This window comes from Mesorhizobium atlanticum (genome assembly GCF_003289965.1).
Classification (GTDB): Bacteria; Pseudomonadota; Alphaproteobacteria; order Rhizobiales; family Rhizobiaceae; genus Mesorhizobium; species Mesorhizobium atlanticum.
The window spans coordinates 725,505-749,173 of sequence record NZ_QMBQ01000001.1 but is presented as its reverse complement, the minus strand read 5'-3'; the positions used below and the strand labels follow the sequence as shown (position 1 = coordinate 749,173).

Annotated in this window: 23 protein-coding genes; 17 read left to right on the top strand and 6 right to left on the bottom strand. The window is 64.5% G+C overall.

Going from position 1 to position 23,669, the window contains the following annotated elements:
• Positions 1–101 precede the first annotated feature (101 nt).
• Together DPM35_RS03955 and DPM35_RS03950 are read left to right on the top strand one after the other, a co-directional pair.
• Positions 102–683, top strand: coding sequence for a TetR/AcrR family transcriptional regulator (locus DPM35_RS03955; RefSeq protein WP_112126236.1), 582 nt, complete (start codon positions 102–104; stop codon positions 681–683).
• Positions 684–761: 78 nt separating this feature from the next.
• Positions 762–1,526: a class I SAM-dependent methyltransferase gene (locus tag DPM35_RS03950; RefSeq protein ID WP_181591909.1), complete on the top strand. Its 765-nt coding sequence runs from the start codon at positions 762–764 to the stop codon at positions 1,524–1,526.
• Between the two features lie 349 nt (positions 1,527–1,875).
• On the opposite strand, the gene DPM35_RS03940 is transcribed toward DPM35_RS03950, so the two are convergent.
• The 5 genes from DPM35_RS03940 to DPM35_RS03920 form a co-directional block, all read right to left on the bottom strand.
• Positions 1,876–2,898, bottom strand: a complete 1,023-nt coding sequence (locus DPM35_RS03940) for a LacI family DNA-binding transcriptional regulator (protein ID WP_112125981.1) — start codon at positions 2,896–2,898, stop codon at positions 1,876–1,878.
• A 59-nt stretch (positions 2,899–2,957) separates the two neighbouring features.
• On the bottom strand, positions 2,958–3,752 hold the full coding sequence (locus DPM35_RS03935; protein ID WP_112125980.1) for an ATP-binding cassette domain-containing protein: 795 nt from the start codon (positions 3,750–3,752) through the stop codon (positions 2,958–2,960).
• Positions 3,753–3,756: 4 nt separating this feature from the next.
• On the bottom strand, positions 3,757–4,743 hold the full coding sequence (locus DPM35_RS03930; RefSeq protein WP_112125979.1) for an ABC transporter permease: 987 nt from the start codon (positions 4,741–4,743) through the stop codon (positions 3,757–3,759).
• A gap of 126 nt (positions 4,744–4,869) precedes the next feature.
• On the bottom strand, positions 4,870–5,802 hold the full coding sequence (locus DPM35_RS03925) for a sugar ABC transporter substrate-binding protein (protein WP_112125978.1): 933 nt from the start codon (positions 5,800–5,802) through the stop codon (positions 4,870–4,872).
• A 269-nt stretch (positions 5,803–6,071) separates the two neighbouring features.
• Positions 6,072–7,229 (bottom strand): fumarylacetoacetate hydrolase family protein, encoded by a 1,158-nt coding sequence (locus DPM35_RS03920; RefSeq protein WP_112125977.1) that lies wholly within the window; start codon positions 7,227–7,229, stop codon positions 6,072–6,074.
• 194 nt (positions 7,230–7,423) lie between these two features.
• Here DPM35_RS03920 and DPM35_RS03915 point away from each other — a divergent pair, with 194 nt between their 5' ends.
• The 6 genes from DPM35_RS03915 (at position 7,424) to DPM35_RS03890 (ending at position 13,465) form a co-directional block, all read left to right on the top strand.
• Positions 7,424–8,707, top strand: coding sequence for an NAD(P)/FAD-dependent oxidoreductase (locus tag DPM35_RS03915; RefSeq protein WP_112125976.1), 1,284 nt, complete (start codon positions 7,424–7,426; stop codon positions 8,705–8,707).
• Positions 8,708–8,800: 93 nt separating this feature from the next.
• Positions 8,801–9,691, top strand: a complete 891-nt coding sequence (locus DPM35_RS03910; RefSeq protein ID WP_112126235.1) for an ABC transporter permease — start codon at positions 8,801–8,803, stop codon at positions 9,689–9,691.
• A complete protein-coding gene (locus DPM35_RS03905) occupies positions 9,688–10,506 on the top strand; it encodes an ABC transporter permease (RefSeq protein WP_112125975.1) in 819 nt (272 codons plus the stop codon). Before DPM35_RS03910 ends, DPM35_RS03905 begins: the two co-directional genes overlap by 4 nt.
• A gap of 27 nt (positions 10,507–10,533) precedes the next feature.
• Positions 10,534–11,604, top strand: coding sequence for an ABC transporter substrate-binding protein (locus tag DPM35_RS03900; RefSeq protein WP_112125974.1), 1,071 nt, complete (start codon positions 10,534–10,536; stop codon positions 11,602–11,604).
• 177 nt (positions 11,605–11,781) lie between these two features.
• Positions 11,782–12,390: a cupin domain-containing protein gene (locus tag DPM35_RS03895; protein ID WP_112125973.1), complete on the top strand. Its 609-nt coding sequence runs from the start codon at positions 11,782–11,784 to the stop codon at positions 12,388–12,390.
• Positions 12,380–13,465: an ABC transporter ATP-binding protein gene (locus DPM35_RS03890; protein ID WP_112125972.1), complete on the top strand. Its 1,086-nt coding sequence runs from the start codon at positions 12,380–12,382 to the stop codon at positions 13,463–13,465. Before DPM35_RS03895 ends, DPM35_RS03890 begins: the two co-directional genes overlap by 11 nt.
• A 12-nt stretch (positions 13,466–13,477) precedes the next feature.
• Here the strand turns inward: DPM35_RS03890 and DPM35_RS03885 are convergent, their stop codons facing one another.
• Positions 13,478–14,179 carry a GntR family transcriptional regulator gene (locus DPM35_RS03885; RefSeq protein ID WP_181591907.1) on the bottom strand — a complete coding sequence of 234 codons (702 nt, stop codon included), beginning with the start codon at positions 14,177–14,179 and terminating at the stop codon, positions 13,478–13,480.
• A gap of 230 nt (positions 14,180–14,409) precedes the next feature.
• Here DPM35_RS03885 and DPM35_RS03880 point away from each other — a divergent pair, with 230 nt between their 5' ends.
• From DPM35_RS03880 to DPM35_RS03840, 9 genes are all read left to right on the top strand, one after another.
• Positions 14,410–15,450 carry an ABC transporter substrate-binding protein gene (locus DPM35_RS03880; protein ID WP_112125970.1) on the top strand — a complete coding sequence of 347 codons (1,041 nt, stop codon included), beginning with the start codon at positions 14,410–14,412 and terminating at the stop codon, positions 15,448–15,450.
• A gap of 79 nt (positions 15,451–15,529) precedes the next feature.
• The gene (locus tag DPM35_RS03875) at positions 15,530–16,612 is read left to right on the top strand and encodes an ABC transporter ATP-binding protein (RefSeq protein WP_112126234.1); all 1,083 of its coding nucleotides are present in this window, start codon (positions 15,530–15,532) and stop codon (positions 16,610–16,612) included.
• A complete protein-coding gene (locus DPM35_RS03870; protein WP_112125969.1) occupies positions 16,609–17,532 on the top strand; it encodes an ABC transporter permease in 924 nt (307 codons plus the stop codon). Before DPM35_RS03875 ends, DPM35_RS03870 begins: the two co-directional genes overlap by 4 nt.
• On the top strand, positions 17,529–18,329 hold the full coding sequence (locus tag DPM35_RS03865; protein ID WP_112125968.1) for an ABC transporter permease: 801 nt from the start codon (positions 17,529–17,531) through the stop codon (positions 18,327–18,329). Before DPM35_RS03870 ends, DPM35_RS03865 begins: the two co-directional genes overlap by 4 nt.
• A 21-nt stretch (positions 18,330–18,350) precedes the next feature.
• Entirely contained in the window at positions 18,351–19,937 is a 1,587-nt protein-coding gene (gene ggt / locus DPM35_RS03860; protein WP_112125967.1) for a gamma-glutamyltransferase, read from the top strand.
• 45 nt (positions 19,938–19,982) lie between these two features.
• Positions 19,983–21,509 carry an acyl--CoA ligase gene (locus DPM35_RS03855; protein ID WP_112125966.1) on the top strand — a complete coding sequence of 509 codons (1,527 nt, stop codon included), beginning with the start codon at positions 19,983–19,985 and terminating at the stop codon, positions 21,507–21,509.
• Positions 21,509–22,486: a 2-dehydropantoate 2-reductase gene (locus DPM35_RS03850; protein ID WP_112125965.1), complete on the top strand. Its 978-nt coding sequence runs from the start codon at positions 21,509–21,511 to the stop codon at positions 22,484–22,486. The genes DPM35_RS03855 and DPM35_RS03850 overlap by 1 nt, the downstream gene beginning before the upstream one ends.
• Before the next feature lie 270 nt (positions 22,487–22,756).
• Entirely contained in the window at positions 22,757–23,110 is a 354-nt protein-coding gene (locus DPM35_RS03845; protein WP_112125964.1) for a nuclear transport factor 2 family protein, read from the top strand.
• Between the two features lie 185 nt (positions 23,111–23,295).
• Positions 23,296–23,649, top strand: a complete 354-nt coding sequence (locus DPM35_RS03840) for an ArsC family reductase (protein WP_112125963.1) — start codon at positions 23,296–23,298, stop codon at positions 23,647–23,649.
• Positions 23,650–23,669 lie beyond the last annotated feature (20 nt).

The window sequence follows — 23,669 nt, the reverse complement described above, 5'->3', positions numbered from 1 at the left end:
TATAGGTGTTACCAGTAAGTAACATCTGAAAGTTACAGACCGGTAACACCCTAGTCAAGAGGTGGCGACGGTTTTTTTGGAAACGACGAAAGGAGAGCATGATGACTGACGGCGTTGCGGAGCGTTCCCGCCCCCGGGATCGGATCCTGGAGACGGCGCAGGACATGTTCCACAAGCACGGCATCAAGGGCGTTGGCGTCGACGCCATCACCGAGGCTGCCGGCACGAACAAGATGACGCTTTACCGCCATTTCGAGTCCAAGGATGATCTGGTCATCGAATGCCTGCGCGCCACGGCGGCGAAGGCTTCGAGGATATGGGACGAATTCGAGGCCAGGCATCCCGGCGACAAGCTCGCCCAGTTGCACGCCTGGGTCCAGAAGGCTTCGGAACTGCTCAGCGCCGACAGCCGTGGCTGCGACATGGCCAATGCTGCCGTCGAGCTCACCGAGACCGATCATCCGGCCAGGCGCGTCATCAAGGAACTGAAGGAAGCCCAGCGCGAGAAGCTGGTTGCGCTTTGCCGCGATGCCGGCATCGGCCAGGCCGAGCTTCTCGCCGACACGCTGTCGCTGCTGCTCGAAGGCGCCCGCGTCTCGATGCAGAGCGTCGGCGCCGAAGGTCCGAGCGCGCAATTCGTGCGCATGGCCGAGAGCCTGATCGCCTCGTTCCGGGCGCGCTGATCTCTTCGGATCGTCCTGATTCTGTTATGCTGTCCCGGAAACGGGCGCTAGACGATGGGTCAGGCAAGTTTTCCGGAGATGTATGAGCGCTGGCTCGTGGGGCCTCTGTTTCGCCCCTGGGCCGAAGTCACCTTCGAAGAGGTGAAGCTCTCTCCAGGCCATCGTGTGTTGGACATCGCCTGCGGCACAGGAATAGTTGCCCGCGTTGCCAGGGAACGGCTCGGCGCCGCCGGATATGTCGTCGGCATCGACATCAACGCGGAAATGCTTGCCGTCGCGCGCACCGTGGCGCCAGACATCGATTGGCGCGTAGGCAATGCCGGTGCGCTACCCCTCCACGACGGAGAGCAGTTCGACGTGATCGTCTGTCAGCAGGGGCTGCAATTCTTTCCCGACAAGCCCGCTGCGGCGGCGCAGATGCGGCGGGCGCTGGCGCGGGGTGGCCGGCTGGCGGTTGCCACCTGGCGCTCCGATGAGGAAATCCCCTTCTTTCGCGATCTCCGCCGCGTCGCCGAACGACTCCTTGGCCCAATCGCGGACCTGCGCCACAGCTTCGGCGATGCGGCGCTGATCGAGGCGCTGCTCCGCGACGCCGGCTTCCACGACGTTCGATCAAGGACAATATCGCGCAGGATACGCTTTGAGGACGGGGCGCCCCTCCTGCGATTGAACGCGATGGCGCTGGTCGGCATGAGTGCTGCCGGCAAGGCAATGGCCGATCACGAACGCATGCGCGTCGTGGAGGACATCGTGAGCGGGAGTGCGCCCGTGCTGCAGTCCTACGCCGATGGATCGGGAGTCGCTTTCGAACTCAGCTCCAATCTGGTGACAGCGAAAGGCTAGAGCAATTCCAGGAAAAGTGTGAGCGGTTTTCCGTCCGGAATTGCGTTAAACCAAAGAGATAGCCCGTACCTGGTCAGCATCGGATGGGTTGGCTTCCCCCGCCTCTGGCACGCAAAGAAAAAGCCCGCTGCCGGGAGGAGGAGGCAGCGGGCTTCGATTTCGAATACGGCACGGGAGGAGGTGTACCGCATTCACCGTCGGTGTCTGGGAGGAGGAAGACATCCGACACGTCAATAAATACGAGTTGCCCAACGATTCGGCAATTGCGAAGCGTGCATAGCTGCTGTGCAGAATTGCCGGATCAATCGTCAGACAAATCCGAGGAGCCTCTCGCCTGGCCGTTGCCGGCCTATTGCACCGGCACGTTTTCCTTGAAGATCAGCCGCGGCTCGATGAATTTTTTCGTCAGATAGGGGGCCGAGGAGGCGATCGAGCCGAGCAGGCGGATCACGGACTGCTCGGCGATCAGCCGCGCATTCTGGTCGATGACGACGTCGGCGAGGTCATCGACGAGATAGCGCCGTGTCTCCTTGGTCAGATCGTGGCAGATGAAGACCGGCTTCCTGCGCGGCTTGGCTTCCAGCAACGCCCTGGCGACGCCGGAGCGTCCGGCGCCGACACAGTAGATGCCGAGCAGATCCGGTTCGTCGTGCAGCGCCTTGATGGTCGCGCGGTAGCTGGCGTCCGGCTCGTCGTTGATCTCGACGGCGCTGGAGACGGCGAGGTCGGGAAATTCTTCGGCGAGCACCGAGCGAAAACCCATCTCGCGCTCCTCATGCCCGCGATAGGAGCGCGAGCCGACCACCATGGCCAGATGCCCGGTCCGGCCGCCGAGAAAGCGGCCCATCAGCAACGCCGCCGTGCGGCCCGCCACGCGGTTGTCGATGCCGACATAGGCCGAACGGGGTGCGGCCGGCACGTCCGAGACCAGCGTGACCAGCCTGATCCCGGCCTCGACCAGCTCGCGCAGGATGTTGCGTGTGCGCGGATGGTCGACGGCGATGACGCCGACGCCATTGGCCTTGAGTGACAGGTTCTCCACCGCGCCCTGCAGCGCGCCGGGCGAAATGCCGGCAAGGTTGTGAATGCGGCAGGAGGCGACCAGGGGCAGGCGCGCCGCATAGTCCTCGATGTGATTGGCAAGGTCGGCCATGAAGGCGTTGGAGCCGATCGGCAGGAAGAATTCGAGATGCGCCGGCTTCGACGGCAGCACGACCTGGTCGAGCGTCGGCAGGTAGCCGAGCTGCTTGGCCGCCTCCAGCACCCGCTGCCGGTTGGCGGCGCTCGCGCCCGGGCGGTTGTTGAGCACCCGGTCGACAGTCGCGGTCGACAGGCCACAGCTTCTGGCGATGTCGGCTACGGTGGCTTTCATGGGTCCAGTCATAGGATGGGATGCGAACCCCTGTCGCGCCAAGTCAAAGTCAGCCGAAATCAGCCATGCGATTCCCGGCCGTCGGCGATCGCATCCCGGATTTCCTTGTCCGACATGCCGGTGATGACCCGCTCGACCTCGGCCACCGTGGTCTTCTTCGGATCGATGTCGTCGGCCACCACCTTGCCCCGGCGCATCACCACGATGCGGTCGACCACCTGGAAGACGTGGTGGATGTTATGCGCGATGAAGATGCAGGAATGGCCGGAGTCGCGGGCGCTGCGCACGAAGCTCAGCACCCCTTGCGTCTCGGCGACGCCCAGATTGTTGGTCGGCTCGTCGAGGATGATGAGATCGCTGTCGAAATGCATGGCGCGGGCGATGGCCACGGCCTGCCGCTCGCCGCCCGACAGCGAGCCGATCGGCGTCGTCGGCGGGATGTTCTTGGTGATGCCGACTTGCCGCAGAAGGTCGCGCGCCACCACGTTCATCGCCTCCTGATCCATGCGGTTGAGGAAGCGCGGCGGCTTGATTGGCTCGCGCCCGAGGAACAGGTTGCGGGCGATCGACAGCTGCGTGACGAGCGCCGAGTCCTGGTAGATCGTCTCGATGCCCTCAGCGATAGCGTCGCTGGTGCTGCGGAAATTGACCTTCTTGCCGCGCACGAATATGTCGCCGCTGGTCAGCGGCACGGCGCCCGACAGCACCTTGATCAATGTCGACTTGCCGGCGCCGTTGTCGCCGAGCAGGCCGACGATCTCCTTTTCATTGACGTGGAAATTGGCGTCCACCAGCGCCTGAACGCGCCCGTAGGACTTGCGGATGTTTGTCATGCGGATCAGAGGCTCGGCCATCGTCTTAGGTCCCTGCCTGGTGCCGGCGTTCGAGCCATGAATGCAGCGCCATCATGCCGAGGATGATCGCGCCGATGAAGATGTTGTAGGCCAGCCCCGGCACGCCGATCAGCACGATGCCGTTGCGCATCACGCGCAGGATCAGGATGCCGAGCACCGTGCCGATGATGGTGCCGCGACCGCCGGTCAGCGCCGTGCCGCCGATCACCACCATGGCGATGACCTCGAGCTCGTAGCCGGTGCCGCTGTTGGGGTTGGCCGCGGAGGTGCGCAGCGACGAGATCACGCCGGCGAGCGAGGCCATCACCGCCGACAGGATGAACAGGCCGACCTTGACGCGGTTGACGTTGACGCCGCGTGCGCGGGCTGCGTTGGGATTGCCGCCGGCGGCCTGGATCCAGTTGCCGGTCCGGCTTTGCGTCAGCACATAGCCGAGGACGATCGCAGCACCAATGAACCAGAACAGCGAGGCATAGATGCGGAACGGCCCGACATAGAAATCGCCGACCAGGATGTTCGCCAGCCAGCTGCCTTCCGCGCTCCAGGTCCGCTGCGGAAAACCGTCGGTGACGAACAGCGCCGTGCCGCGCACGACCAGCAGCATGCCGAGCGTCACCAGGAAGGACGGGATCTTGAGCCGGGTGACGAACCAGCCATTCACCAGCCCGATCAGCGCGGCAACGATCAGCGCGATCAGCAGGCCCACCTCCAGCGAGGTGACGCCGCTGTTGTAGAGCGTCCACATCAAGACCGGCGAGAAGCCGAACAGCGAGCCGACGGAAAGGTCGAATTCACCCGATGTCATCAGCAGCGTCATCGCCAGCGCGATCAGGCCGAGCTCGACGGTGAAGGCCAGGATGTTGGAGATGTTCTGCGGCGAGAGGAAGTCCGGATTGATGGCCCAGAACACGACCAGCTCGACGACGAGCAGGACAAGGGGGCCGAATTCCGACCTGCCGATCAGGCGCTGGATGAAGGAACGATTTTCCACGAAATACCCGCGACATGATTGAAAACTGGCCGGTTACGCGCCGCGTATGGCGGCGCCTCCGGCGGCGGTAGCATCCAGCGCCGCGCCTCAGGTGGAAAGCGCGGCGCTGGTCAATCGCGCGGTGACTTATTTGCCGGACAGGATCTTGTCGTAGACGCCGGCCGTGTCCTTCTCATAGAGCGCGCCGGTGATGACGTTGAAGCCCGGGGGGATGCCGCTGGCGGCCATGTTGGCCAGCGACAGCGCCACATAGCTGGTCGCCTGCGGGTCCTGCCACTGCGCGGCGTTGACGTAGCCGTTCAGCACTTCCTGGGTGGTGTCGAGCGAGTTGCCCCAGCCGACGACCGGTATCTCGCCCGCCTTGACGCCGACCTGGTCGAACACGCGCTTGATCGAGCCGGTGACGAGGTCGCCGAGGCCGATGATCGCCTTCACCTTGCCCTTGTGCGCGGTGAGGTAGTCGGCCATGCGGCTGATCACTTCGGCCTGGTCGAGCGTGGCTTCGGTGATCTCATAGGTGATGCCTGCCGGCCCGAACACGCTCTTGATGCCTTCCTCTTCCTGCACGCCATAGGTGGCGCCGGGGACCTCGACCGGCATCCAGACGAAGTCGCCTTTCTTCACCAGGCCCTTATCGACCAGGTATTGCGCCCAGTGCTTGCCGAAGGTGACGTTGTCGCCGCCCACATAGGCGTTGAAGTTGGCTTTCGGGTCGGGCGTGTTGAAGTTGATGATCGGGATGTTGGCCGCGCGCGCTTCCTTGGCCAGCTCGATCAGGCTGCCCGGATCGGGGCTGGTGGTGACGATGCCGTCGGCCTTGGCCGAGATGGCGGCGCGGATCGCCTCCTGCTGCGAGGCAACGTCGCCATTGTGGAACGACGTGTTGACCTTGTTGCCGGTGTCGCTTGCCCATTGCTTGGCGCCGGCCAGGAAATAGGTCCAGACCGGGTCGGCCGGGCCGCCATGTGAAATCCAGTAGAACGTCTTGGCCTCAGCCATCGCCGGAATGGCGACGAGCGCGATCAAGCCAAGCACGAGCAGTCTTAGCCGCGTAAGCATTTGATTCCTCCCATGTTGAAACTCTCCTCCTGGATCGGCGCGACGCGGCCTTGGACCGCGTCTCCTGCCGGCGCCGACCGGAACGTCTAGAGCATTCTCTTTTTCCGGCGCTGGCAAGCCTCCATCGCCAATGGATGTTGAGCGAGGCGCGCGCGCCATCAGCAATCCCATCAGATTGCATCAGCAGCGATGATTTTCGCGGGCAAGCGGCGCCATCGGCTCATGCGCCGCCCGGATGACCTCCAGGCAATGGCCCTTTGGGTGCGGCGTTAGATAAGGCCCGCCTTGGCCAGGTCGCGCATCAGGTGGCTGGCGCCGTAGGTCCAATGCGGACAATCCGGCGACAGGCGCACGCGGTTGGTGAGCGCGCCGAGCTTTTCCGACGAGATGGTGACGATGTCGCCGACCTTGTGGGTGAATCCCTTGCCCTTCTCGCCGCGATCCTTCGACGGCACGAACATGGTGCCGAGATAAAGCGCCAGCCCGTCGGGATATTGATGATGCGGCCCCATCGCCGCCTTGACCAGTTCTTCCGGCGAGCGGCTGATTTCGGCCATCGAGCTGGCGCCTTCCAGTGAGAAGCCGTCCTCGCCCTCGACGCTGAGCCGCACCGTGGCGCGCTTCACGTCGGCGATGGAAAACGTCTCGTCGAACAGCCGGATGAAAGGCCCGAGCGACGCCGAGGCATTGTTGTCCTTTGCCTTGCCCAGAAGCAGCGCCGAGCGCCCCTCGACATCGCGCAGATTGACGTCGTTGCCGAGCGTGGCGCCGACGATGCGGCCCGAACTGTCGGCGATCATGGCGATCTCGGGTTCCGGATTGTTCCAGGTGGAGACCGGGTGCAGCCCGACATCGGCGCCGAAGCCGACGGACGCCATCGGCTGGCATTTGGTGAAGATCTCGGCATCCGGGCCGATGCCCACTTCCAGATATTGCGACCAGGCGCCGCGCGAGATCAGCTTGGCCTTGATCTCCATCGCTTCCGGCGAGCCCGGCTTGAGCTTCGACAAATCGTTCCCGATCAGCCCGACGATGTCGGCGCGGATGGCGTCGGCCTTCTCCGCCGAGCCGCGCGCCTGCTCCTCGATGACGCGTTCGAGCAGGCTGACCACGAAGGTGACGCCGGAGGCTTTCACTGCCTGCAGGTCGACGGGCGACAGCAGGATGGGTTTCTTTGCGTCACGTGTGGCCTCAAAACTGTTCGCCGCGATAACGGCAAGCGCGCCGATCGCCTTGCCCTTGGCAGAACGCAGATAGTCGGCCGGATCCTTCAGCTCGCAAAGGTCGCGCACCGTCGGCGCCGCGCTCGAGGTGATATCGATCACTTCGCCGTTCCGCGCCGTCACCACCAGCGGGTGGGCGGCTTCGCTGGTTCTGGCGCGGCCGACGAAAAGTCCTTCGGCGGGCAGGCGGGTTGGATCGGTCATGGCGCTGTCCTCTCAATCTTGCGGGCGGCACTTTCCCCGGATTTTGCCCAAACGTCTATCCCGTTGATGGTGTGGTCCATGGGGCCAATGGGCTTGTCTCACAGCCGCCGGTGATCTGGCCCATCGAAACGCTCTTTCAAATCCGTGAAATCGACAATAGAATTTTCACGCAGTTCCAAGCGCCGAGGTGATCTTTGCCCGCAGCCTTCTCCGATCCGGTCTGGCAAAAACCCCGAACGGCGCCGGCGTTCCGGTCCGAACTGTCATTCGGCGGCACGTTGGACGCGATCATCGTCGGCGGCGGCATTATGGGCCTGTCGACGGCCTTGCATGCGGCGCGCGCCGGTCTCTCGGTCCAGGTGTTGGATGCCGGCGCGATCGGGCAGGGTGCTTCGGGCCTCAATGGCGGCCAGGTCATTCCCGGCCTCAAATATGACCCTGAATGGCTAATCGGACATTTCGGCAAGGAGCGCGGCGAAGCCCTGGTCGACTTCGCCACCTCGACGGCCGATGCCGTGTTCGATGTGATCCGCGACGAGAAGCTGGCAGTGCCGTTCACGCGCAACGGCTGGATCCAGGCGGCGCACACCGAGACCGCGCTGAAGGCGGCGGCCAACCGCGATCGTCAATGGCGCTCGCGCGGCGCCGACGTCAAGCTGCTCGACCAGGCCGAGATCGCGGCGATGACCGGCGCGAGGGGCTATCTCGGCGGCTGGCTCGACCGCCGCGCCGGCATCATCGATCCGCTGTCCTATACGCTCGAACTGGCCCGCGTCGCCTCGGCCGCCGGCGCCGAGATCGCCGAGCAGCAGCGGGTGGTGAGGCTTGCCAAGGAGACCGGGGTCTGGCGGGTTGCGACGCAGAGCGGCGCCGAATTGCGCGCCAAGTCGGTCGTGCTCGCCACGAACGCCTATACGGACGGCCTGCTGCGCGGCCTTGCGCAAACAATCGTGCCGCTGCATTCCTTCCAGATCGCCACCGCGCCGCTGCCGGCGGAGCTTGCCGCGAGCATCCTGCCCGGCGGCCAGGCCGTTTCCGATTCCCGTCGCATCCTCGTCTACTACCGCCGGAGTCCAGATGGCCGGATGGTGCTGGGCGGCCGCGGTCGCATGGCGCTGCCCTCAAGCGCGGCCGACTGGGCGCATCTCGAACGCGCGCTCACCCGCCTCTATCCGGCGCTTGCCGGCATCGCCATCGAAAAGCGCTGGTTCGGCCGCGTGGCGCTGACGCCGGATCACCTGCCGCATCTGCATGAACCGGAAAAGGGCCTGATCGCGGTTGTCGGCTGTCAGGGCAGGGGCGTCGGCCTGATGAGCGCGCTCGGCAAGCGCATGGCGAACTATCTTGCCAGCGGCGATGCCAGGCAACTGCCGTTCCCGCTGTCGCCGATCCGGGCGATCCCGTTCCACGCCTTCCGCCAGGTCGGCGTTGCCGCGGCCATCACCTGGTACCGGATGCTCGACGCATTCGAACGATGAGCCAAACGCGTGCAGCGCACAAGCGATTCAGCTTGACAGTTTCACGAATATGAAAAATCATTAGGCGATTTCAGAATTCCGATGGGCAGTTCGATGTCGTCGACCATCGTTGCAGCGCGGTCCTTGCCGGAAAACCGCATCTCGCCGGTCTTCCGCTTCGCCATGCTGCTGCCGGGCGGGCTGGTCACATTCTTCCTGATCCTCTTCGCGCTTGGCCTTGTGGTCTTCCTCGCCTTCAGGGGCAATGACGGCTCGCTGCTCGGCGTCGGCCTGACGGCAGAGAATTTCCTCACCGTCGCCACCGATCCGCTCTACTGGACGGTGACGCTGCGCTCGCTGGTCATTGCCGGCCTGGTGACGCTGGCGACAGTCGTTACCGCCTATCCTGTTGCTTACTACCTCGCCTTCCATGCCGGCCGCCGCCGCAACCTTTTGCTCTTCCTGGTCACGCTGCCCTTCTGGACCAGCTACCTCTTGCGCGTCTTTGCCTGGAAGATCGTGCTTGCCTATAACGGCGTGCTGAATTCGACTTTCATCGAAAGCGGCCTTTGGAAGGAGCCGACGCTTGCCTTCCTCAACACGCCGGCCGCGGTGGTCGTGACGCTCGCCCACGCCTACGCGCCCTTCGCCATCCTGCCGATCTATGTGGCGCTGGACACGATCCCGAAATCGCTGCTCGAAGCCGCCTCCGATCTCGGCGCGCGGCCCTTCACCAGCTTCCGTCGCGTCGTGCTGCCCAATTCGATGCCGGGCGTGCTGGCCGCCGCGCTCGTCGTCTTCGTGCCGACGGTCGGCGACTATGTCACGCCGGCCATGGTCGGCGGTCCGGCCAGCACCATGATCGGCACGCTGATCCAGTCGCAGTTCGGCAAGGCCAATGACTGGCCGTTCGGCGCCGCCCTTTCGGTCTGCGTGATGCTGGTCATCCTGTGCGTGGTGCTGGTCGCGCGCGGCGCCGACCGCCGGTTCGGCAGCCGCACATGAGCGCGCGGGCCAACACCAACAGCGACGGCCGCTGGCTCGGCCTTTACGTGCTCGCCTATCTCGTCTTCCTCTATCTGCCGGTGCTTTTGATCCCGCTGTTTTCCTTCAACAACTCCATCCAGGCGGCGTTTCCGCTGCAGGGCTTTACGCTCGACTGGTACCGCACGCTCTACGGCAATCCGGCGCTCTCCGGCGCCTTGGCCAACAGCCTGGTCATCGGCCTCATTGCCGCTTTGGGCGCGACGCTCTGCGGCATTACCGTTTCCTATATGGATCTCTATGGCCGCTCGCCGCTTGCCTCCGCCATCAGCGCCATCGCCCGGCTGCCGATCCTGATCCCCGGCGTCATCGTCGGCATTTCGCTTTTGATCCTGGTCAATCTGATCGGCCTCGGCCCGTCGCGCATCTCGATCGTGCTCGGCCATATCCTCGTCGCGCTGCCGACGACCGTGGTGGTGATGCGCAGCCGCTTCGCCGCCATTCCGAAAACCATTCGCGAGGCGGCGCTCGACCTTGGCGCTTCCGACTGGACGACATTCCGGCGTGTCATGCTGCCGCTGAGCGCGCCTGCCGTGCTGTCGGCGTTCATGCTTTCTTTTCTGATTTCCTTCGACGAGTTCATCGTCGTCTTCTTCCTCGCCGGCACCGAGCCGACGCTGCCGCTCTACATCTGGAGCCAGCTGCGCTTCCCGCGCTCGCTGCCGACCGTGATGGCGCTGGGCACGGTGATCCTCACCGCGTCCTTCATCATCGCCGGAACCGCCGAAATCCTGCGCCATCGCGGCCTCGGCGCCGCGCGCCGCAATCCAGCCTGAAGCACAACAAAGAAGAGGAGAACGAAAATGACTGTCCACCTGAAATCGATCATCGGCCGCAAAGCCCTGGCGGGTCTCGCGGCTCTGGCCGTGGCGCTGTCGTCGACGGTCGCTTTTGCCGCCGACAAGCTGCAATATTTCACCTGGTCGGGCTATGAATTGCCCGACTTTAACAAGAGCTTCCTTGCCGCGCATCCCGATGGCGTCGAGGCGACGATCTTCGGCGACGATGATGACGCCTTCACCAAGGTCAAGGCCGGCTTCCGGCCCGACATTGCGCATCCCTGCTACGACAAGGTGGCGCGCTGGAACAAGGAAGGCCTGCTGCAGCCGATCGACACCAAGCGCATCAAGAATTGGGATTCGATCTTCCCGGTGTTCAAGAACCTGCCCGACCTGCAGGCAGGCGACGGCAAGGTGTGGATGGTGCCGTGGGATTGGGGCAACACCTCGATCCTTTACCGCACCGATCTGGTGAAGAACCCGGAGGCGAGCTGGAATCTTCTGTGGGACAAGCAATATGCCGGCCGCATGGCGACCATCGACGCCGTGCATGACACGCCGATCGTTGCGGCTCTCCTGGCAGGCGTGAACCCCTTCGACATGACGCCGGACCAGATGGACAAGGTGGCGGCAAAGCTGCGCGAGCAGCGGCCGCTGTTGTCGAGCTACACCACCGACATGACCTCGGTGGAGCAGGCTTTGGCCAGCGGCCAGCTGGTCGCCGCCATGACCTGGAACGCGTCCGCCACCTCGCTCAAGAAGCAGGGCGTGCCGGTCGAGTTCATGAAGCCGAAGGAAGGCATGCTCACCTGGGCCTGCGGCTTCGTCATGCTCAAGGATGCCAAGAACGTCGATCTCGCCTATGACTTCATCAACAGCCGGCTCGACGCCGATTCGGGCAAGTTCCTGATCCAGTCCTACGGCTATGGCAGCTCGCTCTCGACCGCTTTCGCCGGCGTGTCGAAGGATGAACTCGACAAGCTGCAGCTGCCGGCGGACCCGGAGGTGATGCTGAAGAGCACCATCTTCACCGGCCCGATGAAGCAAAATGACGATGTGGCCAAGATGTTCGAGAAGGTGAAGGCGGGGGGCTGAGCGGCGCCTTACCTTCTCCCCTTGTGGGAGAAGGTGGCCGCGCAGCGGCCGGATGAGGGGTGTTCCAGGGAACGCCAACGTCTCACTCCGCTGGAACACCCCTCATCCGTCTCGGCGCTTCGCGCCGATCCACCTTCTCCCACAGGGGGAGAAGGAAAGGAAAACGAGGACCATTGCATGGATGCTTTCGATGAAGCGGCGGCAAAGCCGAAAGACGATGCCGACATCCGCGTCGGCCGGCGCGTGCGGGCGCTCAGGCTCGAGCGTAACCTCTCGCTCGCCGACCTGGCCGCCAAGGCCGGCATCTCCATCGGCGCACTGAGCCAGATCGAGCGCGGCATGTCATCGCTGCGCGTCAAGGTGATCTGGCCGCTGGCAGCCGCGCTCGACATCGAGCCGTCGGCGCTGATCGCCGACGGCAACGAGGCGGTGAACGACCTCTATTGCGTGCGCGCCGACAAGCGGCGGCAGATCCCGGTGAAATCCGAAGGCATCGCCAAGGCGCTGTTGTCGCCGCCGGCGGCGACGCTCACCGGCATGCTGGTCACGGTCGAGGCCGGCGGCGGCACGGCGGAAGCCTACGCCCATGCCGGCCACGAATTCGGCTTCGTCATGGCGGGCGAGGTCGAGCTGGTGGTCGACGCCACGACCTATGTGCTGAAAGCCGGCGACAGCTTCGCCTTCAAGAGCACGCTGCTGCATGCCTTCCGCAACCCCGGCGCGGAGCGCTGCCAGATCCTCTGGGTCAACACGACAAAACCGTCCGAGGTGCGCGATGGCGCCTGACGCGCTCGTAAGACTGCAGAAGGTTTCGAAAGTTTTTCCGGGTGGCGTGGTCGGTCTGGACACCGTCGATCTCGATATCGCTCCGGGCGAATTCCTGACGCTGCTTGGCCCCTCCGGCTGCGGCAAGACGACGAGCCTGCGCGTCATCGCCGGCTTCGAGAGCCCGACCGGCGGCAATGTGTTGCTCGAAGGCCGCGACATCACGGGCTTGAGGCCCTTCGACCGTCCGGTCAACACCGTCTTCCAGGACTACGCGCTGTTCCCGCACATGGATGTCGCGGCCAATGTCGGTTTCGGCCTCTCGCTGCGCAAGCTGAGCGGCGCCGAGCAGGCGAAACGGGTCCGCGACGCGCTCGACATGGTCGGCCTCGCCGACAAGCTGCGCGCCCGCGTCTCGGAGCTTTCCGGCGGCCAGCGCCAGCGCGTCGCTTTGGCCCGCGCCATCGTCTGCGAGCCGCGCGTGCTTTTGCTCGACGAGCCGCTGTCGGCGCTCGACGCGCATCTGCGCGAGCAAATGCAGGTCGAATTGAAGCGGCTGCAATCGCGGCTCGGCACCACCTTCGTCATGGTCACGCACGACCAGACCGAGGCGCTGTCGATCTCCGACCGCATCGTCGTCATGAACAAGGGCCACATCGAGCAGATCGCGCCGCCGGCCATGCTCTACGATCGGCCCGCGACGCGCTTCGTCGCCTCCTTCATCGGCACGATGAACCTGTTGCAGTCGCGCTTCCTGGGCCGTGACGGCGAGCGGTTGCGCTTCGCCGCCGGCGACCTGCCCCTGGAGGCAACCTCAGACAGTGGCGAGACGCCGGCCGCCGGCGACACCCGCACCATCGGCGTACGCCCGGAAGATCTTCTCGCCGCCAGCGAAGCCGGCGAAGGCACCGTGCCGGCGCGGGTCAGCGGTGTCGTCTTCCACGGCCGCACGCTGCGCCTCCATGCCGAGCTCGGGCAGGGGACTGCGATCGTCATAGACGCGCCGCGGCGCGCCGACGGTTCGCAGTTCAGCGTCGGCGACGTGGCGCATGTCAGCCTGCGGCGCGGCGCCAACTGCCCCGTGCTTTCAAGCTAATGCGATCGGGCCTCACGAGGCCTTGGCGAAGAATCCCTGATAGTCGGACTTCGCCTGCAACAGCCGCAGGATGTTCTCGCGCGAGGCGCGCACATGCGCGCGAGCGAGCTCGCCGGCCAGAGCGACGTCGCCGGCGCAGATCGCATCGACGATGCCGGCATGCTCCTCGCGGGTGAGCTTCCATTCGTCGAGCCACAAAAGCTCCGCCCAGACATATTGCTGGCATTTGTCGAGGATGCCGCAGAGCATGCCGTAAAGCATCTCGTTGCCGCCGATTTCGGCGATCACCCGGTGCAGGTCGATGCCGACCTGCAGCTCCTCGAATTTCTCCCGCGTGCTGCGGTCCGGGATCGCCGCCAGCCGCTCGCATTCGGCAAGCATCTCGCGCAGTTTCGCCTTGTCGGCCGCGGTCGCGTTGGCTGCCGCCAGCTCGGTCGCGCGCCCGTCAAGCATTTCGCGGATTTCGAAGGCCTCGCGAAACATGGTGATGTTGAATTCGGCCACGACATAGCCTTGGCGCGGCCGCCCGATCACCAGGCCGTCGCGTTCGAGCCGATTGAAGGCCTCGCGCACCGGCGTGCGGCTGACCTTCAGGCGTTCGGCGATCTCGTTTTCCGTAACGCGACCGCCCGGCGGGATCTGGCCGGTGATGATCAACGCCTTCAGCTTCTCGAACACCGAGTCGCGCAGCGTGTTCTTTTTCTCCTTGCTCAAGCGTCCCGCCTCCAACGGTCAGTCACGGAATCGCAGTCTAGTGCCTTTTAGCGCCTGCTTGAACAGACCCCTGTCGCCGCACGCGGCCGCTCCGAACCGCGCTGCTTCTCCGCCGCCAAAAATCCCGAAGCCCCATGTTGACATCAGCCCCCGGAGAATTACACTCAAAATTGTATACAAATTCGCATACCAAATCAACGATAACGGGAACACCGGTTGGAGAAGCGAAAATGACGAAGAGACTTTGCATTCATGGCCTGGCCATCGCCGGGCTGCTGGCATCGGCCGCCGTTCCGGCGTCGGCCGCCGACACCATCACCGTCGCCTCATGGGGCGGCACTTATCAGGAAGCGCAGACCAAGGCCTTCTTCGATCCGACGGCCAAGGATCTTGGCATCACTATCAAGCAGGACACCACCAACGGCCTCGATGACGTGCGCCTGCAGGTCACCGGCAATGCCGTCAAATGGGACATCACCGAGCTCGGCGCCGACGAATGCGCGCGCGGTTCCAAGGAGGGCCTGTTCGAGAAGCTCGACTACAGCGTCATCGACAGGACCGGCATCAACCCAAAGCTCGTGCATGACGACTGGGTCGGCATCTCCTACACCTCCGTGGTGCTGATCTACCGCACGGATGTTTTCGGCGACAAAGGTCCGAAGACCTGGGCCGATTTCTGGGATGTGCAAAAATTCCCCGGCCGCCGCGCGCTCTCCGGCAGCCAAGCGACGGAGACGTTGAGCGTCGCCGCTTTGGCCAAGGGCATTCCGATCGACAAGGTCTATCCGGTCGACATCGACGGCGCGCTGCAATCCGTCGACAAGGTCAAGGGTCACATCGACGCCTGGTGGACCTCAGGCGCGCAGGCCATGCAGCTCGTCAAGGACGGCGAGGTCGATATGGCGAGCATCTGGAACGGCCGCGCCGGCACGCTGAAGAAGAGCGGCGCCCCGGTCAGCTTCTCCTTCGACCAGGGCGTGCTCACCGCCGACTGCATGGTCATCCCGAAGGGCTCGAAGAACAAGGACATCGCCATGAAGGCGCTGGCCAAATTCGTCAGCCCCGACCTTCAGGCCAACCTGCCGCTTTATGTCGACAACGGCCCGGCGAACGAGAAGGCCTTCGAGACCGGCAAGATCCCGCAGGACCGCATCAAGGACATCAACTCCTCGCCCGAGAACGTCAAGAAGCAGGTGCTGCAGGATCCCGCCTTCTGGCGCGACACGCTCGTCGAGGCGACGGAGAAATTCAACAACCTGATCCAGCAATGACGAACGTGTGTGGAGCGGCGCAAAATGCGCCGCTCTACACCGTTTCGCGAAACATGATCCGGAGTTGAAGGAGATGCTCTTGTCTCTCGCGCAGTCCGCGCTTCCCATCGGCATCAGCGGGATCGAGAAGCGCTTCGGTGCTGTCTCCATCCTCAGCGATCTCAGCCTCGATGTCGTGGCGGGCGAGTTCCTGACACTGCTCGGGCCGTCCGGCTCGGGAAAGACGACGCTGCTGATGATCCTGGCCGGTTTCGTGCGGGCCAATGCCGGCTCGATCAAGGTCGGGGGCGAGGAGATCATCACCATGCCGCCGCACAAGCGCAACATCGGCATGGTGTTCCAGAACTATGCGCTGTTCCCGCATATGAACGTTTTCCACAACATCGCCTTTCCGCTCAAGCAGCGCCGCGTTTCGGCGGCCGAAACGGCTGGACGCGTCGAACGGGCGCTGGACCTGGTGCAGTTGAACGGCCTCGGCGAGCGCCGTGTCGACCAGCTCTCCGGCGGCCAGCGCCAGCGCGTGGCACTGGCCCGCGCCATCGTCTTCGAGCCGCGCATCGTCTTGATGGACGAGCCGCTGTCGGCGCTCGACAAAAGCCTGCGCGAGCACATGCAGATCGAATTGCGCAACCTGCATCGTAGACTCGGCATGACGACCGTCTACGTCACGCACGACCAGCGCGAGGCGATCACCATGTCGGACCGCATCGCCGTCATGAATGCCGGGCGCATCGAGCAGATCGATCAGCCGGAAGTTCTTTACGCCAGGCCGCGGACCAAGTTCGTCGCCGGCTTCATCGGTGAGTCCAGCTTCGTTCCCGTCGAGAGCCGCAATGGCAGTGTCTGGTACGAGGACAGGAAACTTCGCATGACCACGGCCGCGCCGTCCGCCGGCCGGCATCTGATGGTGGTGCGGCCGGAAAAGCTGCGCCTGGTCGCCGATGCCGACGAGGCCGGCGGCGTCAACCTGCTGCCGGCGACCGTCGGCGACGTCATCTATCAGGGCGACAGCTTCGTCTGCTACGCGACGCTCAAGGACGGCCGGCAGGTGACGTTGCGCGACTATTGCCGCTCCGATGTGCTGGCGAAATTGCCGGCGCCGGGCGAGCCGATCACGCTCGGCATCGATGCGCAGGACGTCGTGCTGGTGGCCGACCAATGAGCATCGCATCCGCCAGTCTCAATCATGCCGGTAGGCCCGATCACGCGCTCAATGGCGATGCGCTCAACGCCGACGCGCGACGGGAAGCGCGCGGCATGCTCGCGCTGCTGTCGCCCGGGCTCTTCCTGGTCTTCGCCGTCATCATCGTGCCGATCGGCTGGCTGTTCTGGCTTTCGCTGTTCGACGAGAACGGCCAGCTCAGCGCCGCCAATTACGCGCGCTTCTTCGAGCAGGCGTCCTACATCAAGACCTTCGTCACCACCTTCAGGGTGGCCTTCACCGTCACCGGCGCCTGCGTGCTGCTCGGCTATCCCTTGGCCTATATGCTGTCGCAGCTGCCGCGCCGCGCGGCCTCCATCTGCCTGATCTTCGTCATCCTGCCGTTCTGGACCTCGGTGCTGGTGCGCACCTACGCCTGGCTTGTCATCCTGCAGCGCAAGGGGCTGGTGAACACATGGCTGATGGATCTCGGCGTCATCGGCCAGCCGCTGCCGCTCGCCAACAATTTCGCCGGCGTCGTCATCGGCATGACCCACATCATGCTGCCCTTCCTGGTGCTGCCGCTCTATGCCTCGATGAAGACCATCGACGTCGACTGCCTGCGCGCCAGCATGAATCTCGGCGCGAGCCCTGCTGCCACCTTCCGGCAGATCTTCTTCCCGCTGTCGCTGCCGGGCCTGGCTTCCGGCTTGGTCATCGTCTTCGTGCTTTGCCTCGGCTTCTTCGTCACGCCGGCGCTGATGGGCGGCGGCAAGGTGATCATGTGGGCGATGCGCATGGAGCAGACCACCAGCCTTTATTCCAATTGGGGCGCGGGCGCGGCACTTGGCGTCGTGCTGCTCGCCGTCACGCTGGCGCTGCTCGGCCTCTTCCACTGGCTGCTCGGCACCCGCGCCACCGGAGTCTGGAGCCAGCGATGAGCATGGAAAATGCCCTGCCGATCTCGCATCGGCAACGCCTCTGGCTCTACGCGCTCGGCGGCCTTGTCATGCTCTTCCTGATCGCCCCGTCGCTGATCATCGTCATCATGTCTTTCTCCGGCTCCTCGCTCTTGGAGTTCCCGCCGCAGGAATGGTCGCTGCGCTGGTACGAAAGCTATTTCGGTTCCCTCGAATGGCGCGACGCCACCGTCGTCTCGGTCAAGGTAGCGGTGATGACGGCGATCGTCGCGACGCTGCTCGGCACCGCGGCCGCCTATGCCATCAACGCCCGCACGTTGCGGCTGACCGGTTCTATCAACGCGCTGCTCACCGCGTCGCTGATCATTCCGGTCATCCTGATCGGCATCGGCACCTTCTTCCTCTATGCCCGCATCGGCCTCAACAACACGCTGACCGGCCTCGTCATCGCGCACACCGTGCAGGCGCTGCCGCTGGTCGTACTTACCGTGCTGTCGGGGCTGCGCTCCTATGACATGAACCAGGAGATGGTGGCGCGCAGCCTCGGCGCTGGCCGCTTCTCCGCCTTCTTCCAGGTGACGATGCCGCAAATAAGATTCTCGATCGTCTCGGGCGCGCTGTTTGCCTTCATCACATCTTTCGACGAGGTGGTGGTGTCGCTGTTCATCTCGGGCGGCGAGACCACGACGCTGACGCGGCGCATGTTCAATGCGCTACGCGACCAGATCGATCCGACGATTGCCGCCATTTCGACTTGCCTGATCGTGCTATCGATCGTCTTGTTGTCCGCCGCCCAGCTTTTCGGCCGCGGACGTTGATTCAAGGATACCTCAAACAGCATGCGTGACTTCCAGTTTCCCGGCCGCTCGCCGGTCCGCGCCACCGAGGCGATGGCCGCGACCTCGCATCCGCTTTCCACCCTTGCCGCCATCGACATGCTGCGCTCCGGCGGCAACGCCATGGACGCCGCCGTCTGCGCGGCCGCGGTGCAGGCCGTGGTCGAGCCGCAGTCGACCGGCATCGGCGGCGATTGCTTTGTGCTCTATTGCCCGAAAGGGCAGGGCGAGGTGATCGCTTTCAACGGCTCGGGTCGTGCGCCCGGCGCCGCAACGGTCGAGTGGTACCTCGACAAGGGGTTCAACGAGCTGCCGCTGCATGGTCCGCACGCGGTCACCATCCCCGGCGCCGTCGATGCCTGGTGCCGGCTGCTGGAGGATCATGGCCGCAAGGGCTTGGCCGACGCGCTCGCTCCCGCCATTCGTTACGCCGAAGAAGGCTATGTCGTGCACGACCGCGTCGCCTTCGACTGGCACGACCCCGAGACCGACTTGTCGGCCGACGAGGTGGCAACGCACATCTTCCTGCCGGGCGGCAAGCCGCCAAAGGCGGGTGACATCCATCGCCAGCCGGAACTGGCGGAGACCTTGCGCATCATCGCCAGGAAAGGCCGCGCCGGCTTCTATGAAGGCGCGGTCGCGGACGATCTGGTCGGACGGCTTCGCGCGCTCGGCGGGCTGCACAAGCTGGAAGACTTCGCCGCGACCAAGGGCGATTACCGAACCCCGGTCAGCACCTCCTATCGCGGTCACGACATCCACCAGATGCCGCCGAACAACCAGGGCCTGACCGCGCTTCTGATGCTGAACGTGCTTTCGGGCTTCGACCTCGGCAGGCTCGATCCCGAGGGTGCCGAGCGTCTGCATCTGGAGATCGAGGCAGGGCGCCTCGCTTACCAGGATCGCGACGCGTTCATCGCCGACCAGGATCATGTCGACGTGCCGGTCCAGGCGCTGCTTTCCTGCGCCTATGCCGACAGCTTGCGCGCGGCGATCGATCCCGAGCACGCCATGACCCATCTGCCGCGCCTCGACCTGCCCGGCAGCGACACGGTCTATATCTCCGTCGTTGACCGCGACCGTAACGCGGTCAGCTTCATCAACTCGACCTATTATTCCTTCGGCAGCGGCGTCGTCGGCCCGAAGACCGGCGTCGTGCTGCAGAACCGTGGTTCCAGCTTCCGCCTCGATCCGAAGCATCCGAATGCGATAGCCCCCGGCAAGCGGCCGATGCACACGATCATGCCCGGCATGATGACGAAAGCCGGCCGCGCGGTCATGCCTTTCGGCGTGATGGGCGGCGGCTACCAGCCCTTCGGCCATGTGCATGTCGTGACCAACATGATCGACTTCGGCATGGACCCGCAGCAGGCGATCGACGCGGCACGCGTCTTCTATAACCACGACGTCGTCGAAGCCGAACGAAGCGTGCATCCCGATGCCGTTGAAAGCCTGCGCCGGCGTGGTCATCGCGTTGTGGAGCCCGATCACCCGTTGGGCGGCGGACAGGCGGTGCTCATCGATTGGGAAAAGGGCACGCTGACCGGCGCGTCCGATCCGCGCAAGGACGGCCTCGCGCTCGGATATTGAGCAGCGCTGGACATCGGCCGATCGTTCGCAACATAGTCGAGAACCATGACCGGAACAGAAGAAATCGATCTCGCTTATCGCCTTGCCGCCGGCGCCGAAGATGCGCCGGCGATTCTGGCGCCCGACCGCGCAGCTCTTTCCCATGGCGGACTGCACAACCTGATCCGCGATACCGTGGCGCGGCTCAACGTGCTGGGCGTCGGTCGTGGCGACCGCGTTGCCATCGTGCTGCCGAACGGTCCCGAAATGGCCACGGCCTTCATCGCTGTGGCGGCGGCCGCGTCCACCGCGCCGCTCAATCCGGCCTACCGAGCCGACGAGCTCGATTTCTATCTGACCGATATCGGCGTCAAGGCGATCCTGGTCGGCAAGGACGAGCAGGGCCCTTCGGTCGAAGTCGCCGAACGCCTCGGCATCCCGGTGCTGCGTTTGGTCGTGCCGGAAGGCTCCCCGGCCGGTGTTTTCACGATCGAGGGCGAGCCGGTTGGTTCACCGGTTTCATCCGGATCGGCCGAGGACGGCGATATAGCGCTGCTGCTCCACACCTCCGGCACCACGTCGCGCCCGAAACTGGTGCCTCTCAGCCATGCCAATCTTGCGGCGTCGGCAACGCATATCGGCGCGACGCTTGGCCTGACGCCGGCGGATCGCTGCCTCAACATCATGCCGCTCTTCCACATCCATGGGCTGATCGCCGCGGTGCTTTCTTCGCTCGCCGCCGGCGGCAGCGTCTTCTGCACGCCGGGCTTCAACGCGCTGCGTTTCTTCCAGTGGCTCTCGGAAGCCAAGCCCAGCTGGTACACCGCCGTACCCACCATGCACCAGGCGATCCTGCCGCGCGCCGCCCGCAATCCCGAGCAACTCGCTGAGGCGAAATTGCGCTTCATCCGCTCTTCTTCGGCGTCATTGCCGGCGCAGGTCATGGCCGAGCTGGAGGCGACCTTCGGCTGTCCGGTGATCGAATCCTACGGCATGACCGAGGCCGCGCATCAGATGGCGTCCAATCGCCTGCCGCCTGGACTGCGCAAGCCCGGCAGCGTCGGCGCGTCGGCCGGACCGGAAGTCGCCGTCATGGCGCCGGACGGGCGGCTGCTCGAAGCCGGCGAGGTCGGCGAGATCGTCATCCGCGGCCCGAACGTCACCGCGGGCTATGAGAAGAACCCGGACGCCAATGCCAGCGCCTTCGCCCATGGCTGGTTCCACACCGGCGACCAGGGTGTGCTCGACGAGGACAATTACCTGCGCGTCACCGGCCGGTTGAAGGAGATCATCAATCGCGGCGGCGAAAAAATCTCGCCGCTCGAGGTCGACGAGGTGCTGATGGATCATCCGGCGGTGGCGCAGGTCGTCACCTTCGCCATGCCGCATGACAAGCTAGGCGAAGAGGTGGCTTCGGCGATCGTGCTGCGCGAAGGCCAGAGCGCCAGCGAGGCCGATATCCGCGGCTTTGCCGCGACGCGGCTCGCCGATTTCAAGGTGCCGCGCAAGGTTGTGATCCTGGACGAGATTCCGAAGGGCGCCACCGGCAAATTGCAGCGCATCGGTCTCGCGGCAAAACTCGGGCTCGGCTGATGCGCGTTACGGTCTTTGGCGCCGGCGCCATCGGCGGCTATCTCGCTGCCAAGCTCGCGATCGCCGGCTCGGCCGATCTGTCGATCGTGGCGCGCGGCGCGCATCTGGAGGCGATCAAGGCCGACGGCCTTCGCCTGATCGAGGACGGCAACGAGACGGTCGCGCGGGTGAGGGCGGCTGCGCGCGCCGAGGACCTCGGCGTGCAGGACTATGTCGTGCTGGCGCTGAAGGCGCATTCGCTGGCGCCGGCCCTTGACCAGATAGCACCGCTGCTGGGCGAGGGGACAGCTGTCGTTACCATGCAGAACGGCGTGCCCTGGTGGTATTTCCACAAGGCAGGCGGCACGCTCGAAGGAACCCGGCTCGACGCGGTCGATCCGGGTGGTGCGATCTGGGAGCGCATCGGACCTGAGCGCGTCATCGGCTCCGTCGTCTATCCCGCCGTCGAGGTTGATGCGCCGGGCCTCATCCGACATGTCGAAGGCACGCGCTTTTCGCTGGGCGAGCCGTCGGGAGAGAAAAGCGAGCGAGCCACCGCCCTGGCGCGCGAAATGGTCAAGGCAGGGCTGCAGGCGCCGGTGCGCGAGGACATCCGCTCGGAGATCTGGGTGAAGCTTTGGGGCAACCTCTCCTTCAACCCGATCTCGGCGCTGACCGGCAGCACGCTTGCGGCGATCGTCGCCGACGAAGGCACGCGCGCCGTCGCCCGCGCCATGATGCTGGAAGCGCAGGCGATCGGCGAGCGCCTCGGCGTGCGCTTTCTTATCCCCGTCGACCGCCGCATCAAGGGCGCCGGCGATGTCGGCGAGCACAAGACCTCCATGCTGCAGGACCTCGAGCGCGGCCGCCCGATGGAGATCGATGCGCTGGTCACCGCAGTGCAGGAACTCGGACGCCTCACCGACCAGCTGACGCCGACCATCGACAGCGTGCTGGCGCTGGTGCGGCGGCTGGCGACCGAGCGCGGGTGTTATTGACCTCATAGACGCGAAGATCGTCCACTCTTGACTCTTGTCGATGTTCCTGTTTTGTTCTGATCAAAGAGCTGAACAGGGGCGAGTTCGTCCTCATTCACAGCCTGCGCGGCCTGACGAGCTGCAGGGAATTCAACCGCTGGCTGCTGATGGCCGCGTCATAGTTCCAGACGCGTCGATCCTGACACGAATTGTCACCTGCGGAGCGGCGCTCCAGTGGCAGGCGAACGATCGGTTCCTACTTGATGTCTGGTCCAACCCCCGGAGGAAATCATGACCACTGCCGACATTGCCAAGGATTTCACCGAACTTCTCAAGCGGGGCGACAGCCACGGCGCTGCCGCGAAATATAATGCCGACGACATCGTCAGCTACGAAGCGATGGAAGGCCCAATGGCCGTCTGCAACGGCAAGGAAGCCGTCAAGCAGAAGGGCGAATGGTGGGAAGCGAACCATGAGGTTCACGGTGGCTCGGTCGAGGGTCCCTATGTCAATGGCGACCAGTTCGCCTTGCGCTTCAGCTTCGACGTGACGCCCAAATCCACCGGCGAACGCGTCAAGATGGACGAGGTCGGCCTCTACACGGTCAAGAACGGCAAGATCAGCGAAGAGCGCTTCTACTACTGATACTGCTGAGGCCGGATACTGCACGCAGCGGCCGGGCTCCGGCCGCTGCCCAGGCAAGCCTCAAATCGTCTTCCCGTGGTCCGCAAGCTGGTCGGCCATTTTGGTCACTGCGAAACGCTGGCAAAGCGGGCAGGGCAGGCATAGGGTTTCGTCGGATTCGAAACCCCACCCGACAGAGGCCCGCCTTGACCATCACCATGTATGGCATCACCACCTGCGACACGATCAAGAAGGCGCGCGTCTGGCTGGAAAGCCATGACGTGCCCTATCGCTTTCATGACTATCGGGCCGAGGGGATCGAGGCTGACAAACTCAACGGCTGGGTCGGCAAGGTCGGCTGGGAAAAACTGCTCAACAAGGGCAGCACGACTTTTCGCGAGCTGCCCGAGAAGGACAAGGAAGGGCTCGACGAGAAGAAGGCCAAGAAGCTGATGCTCGCCAGGCCGACGATGATCAAGCGGCCGGTGCTGGAGGTGGGAGATCGGGTTTTGGTGGGGTTCAAGGCTGAGGTTTACGGCGAGGCGGTGGGCGGAAAGTAGCAGCGCTAACTATTTACGCC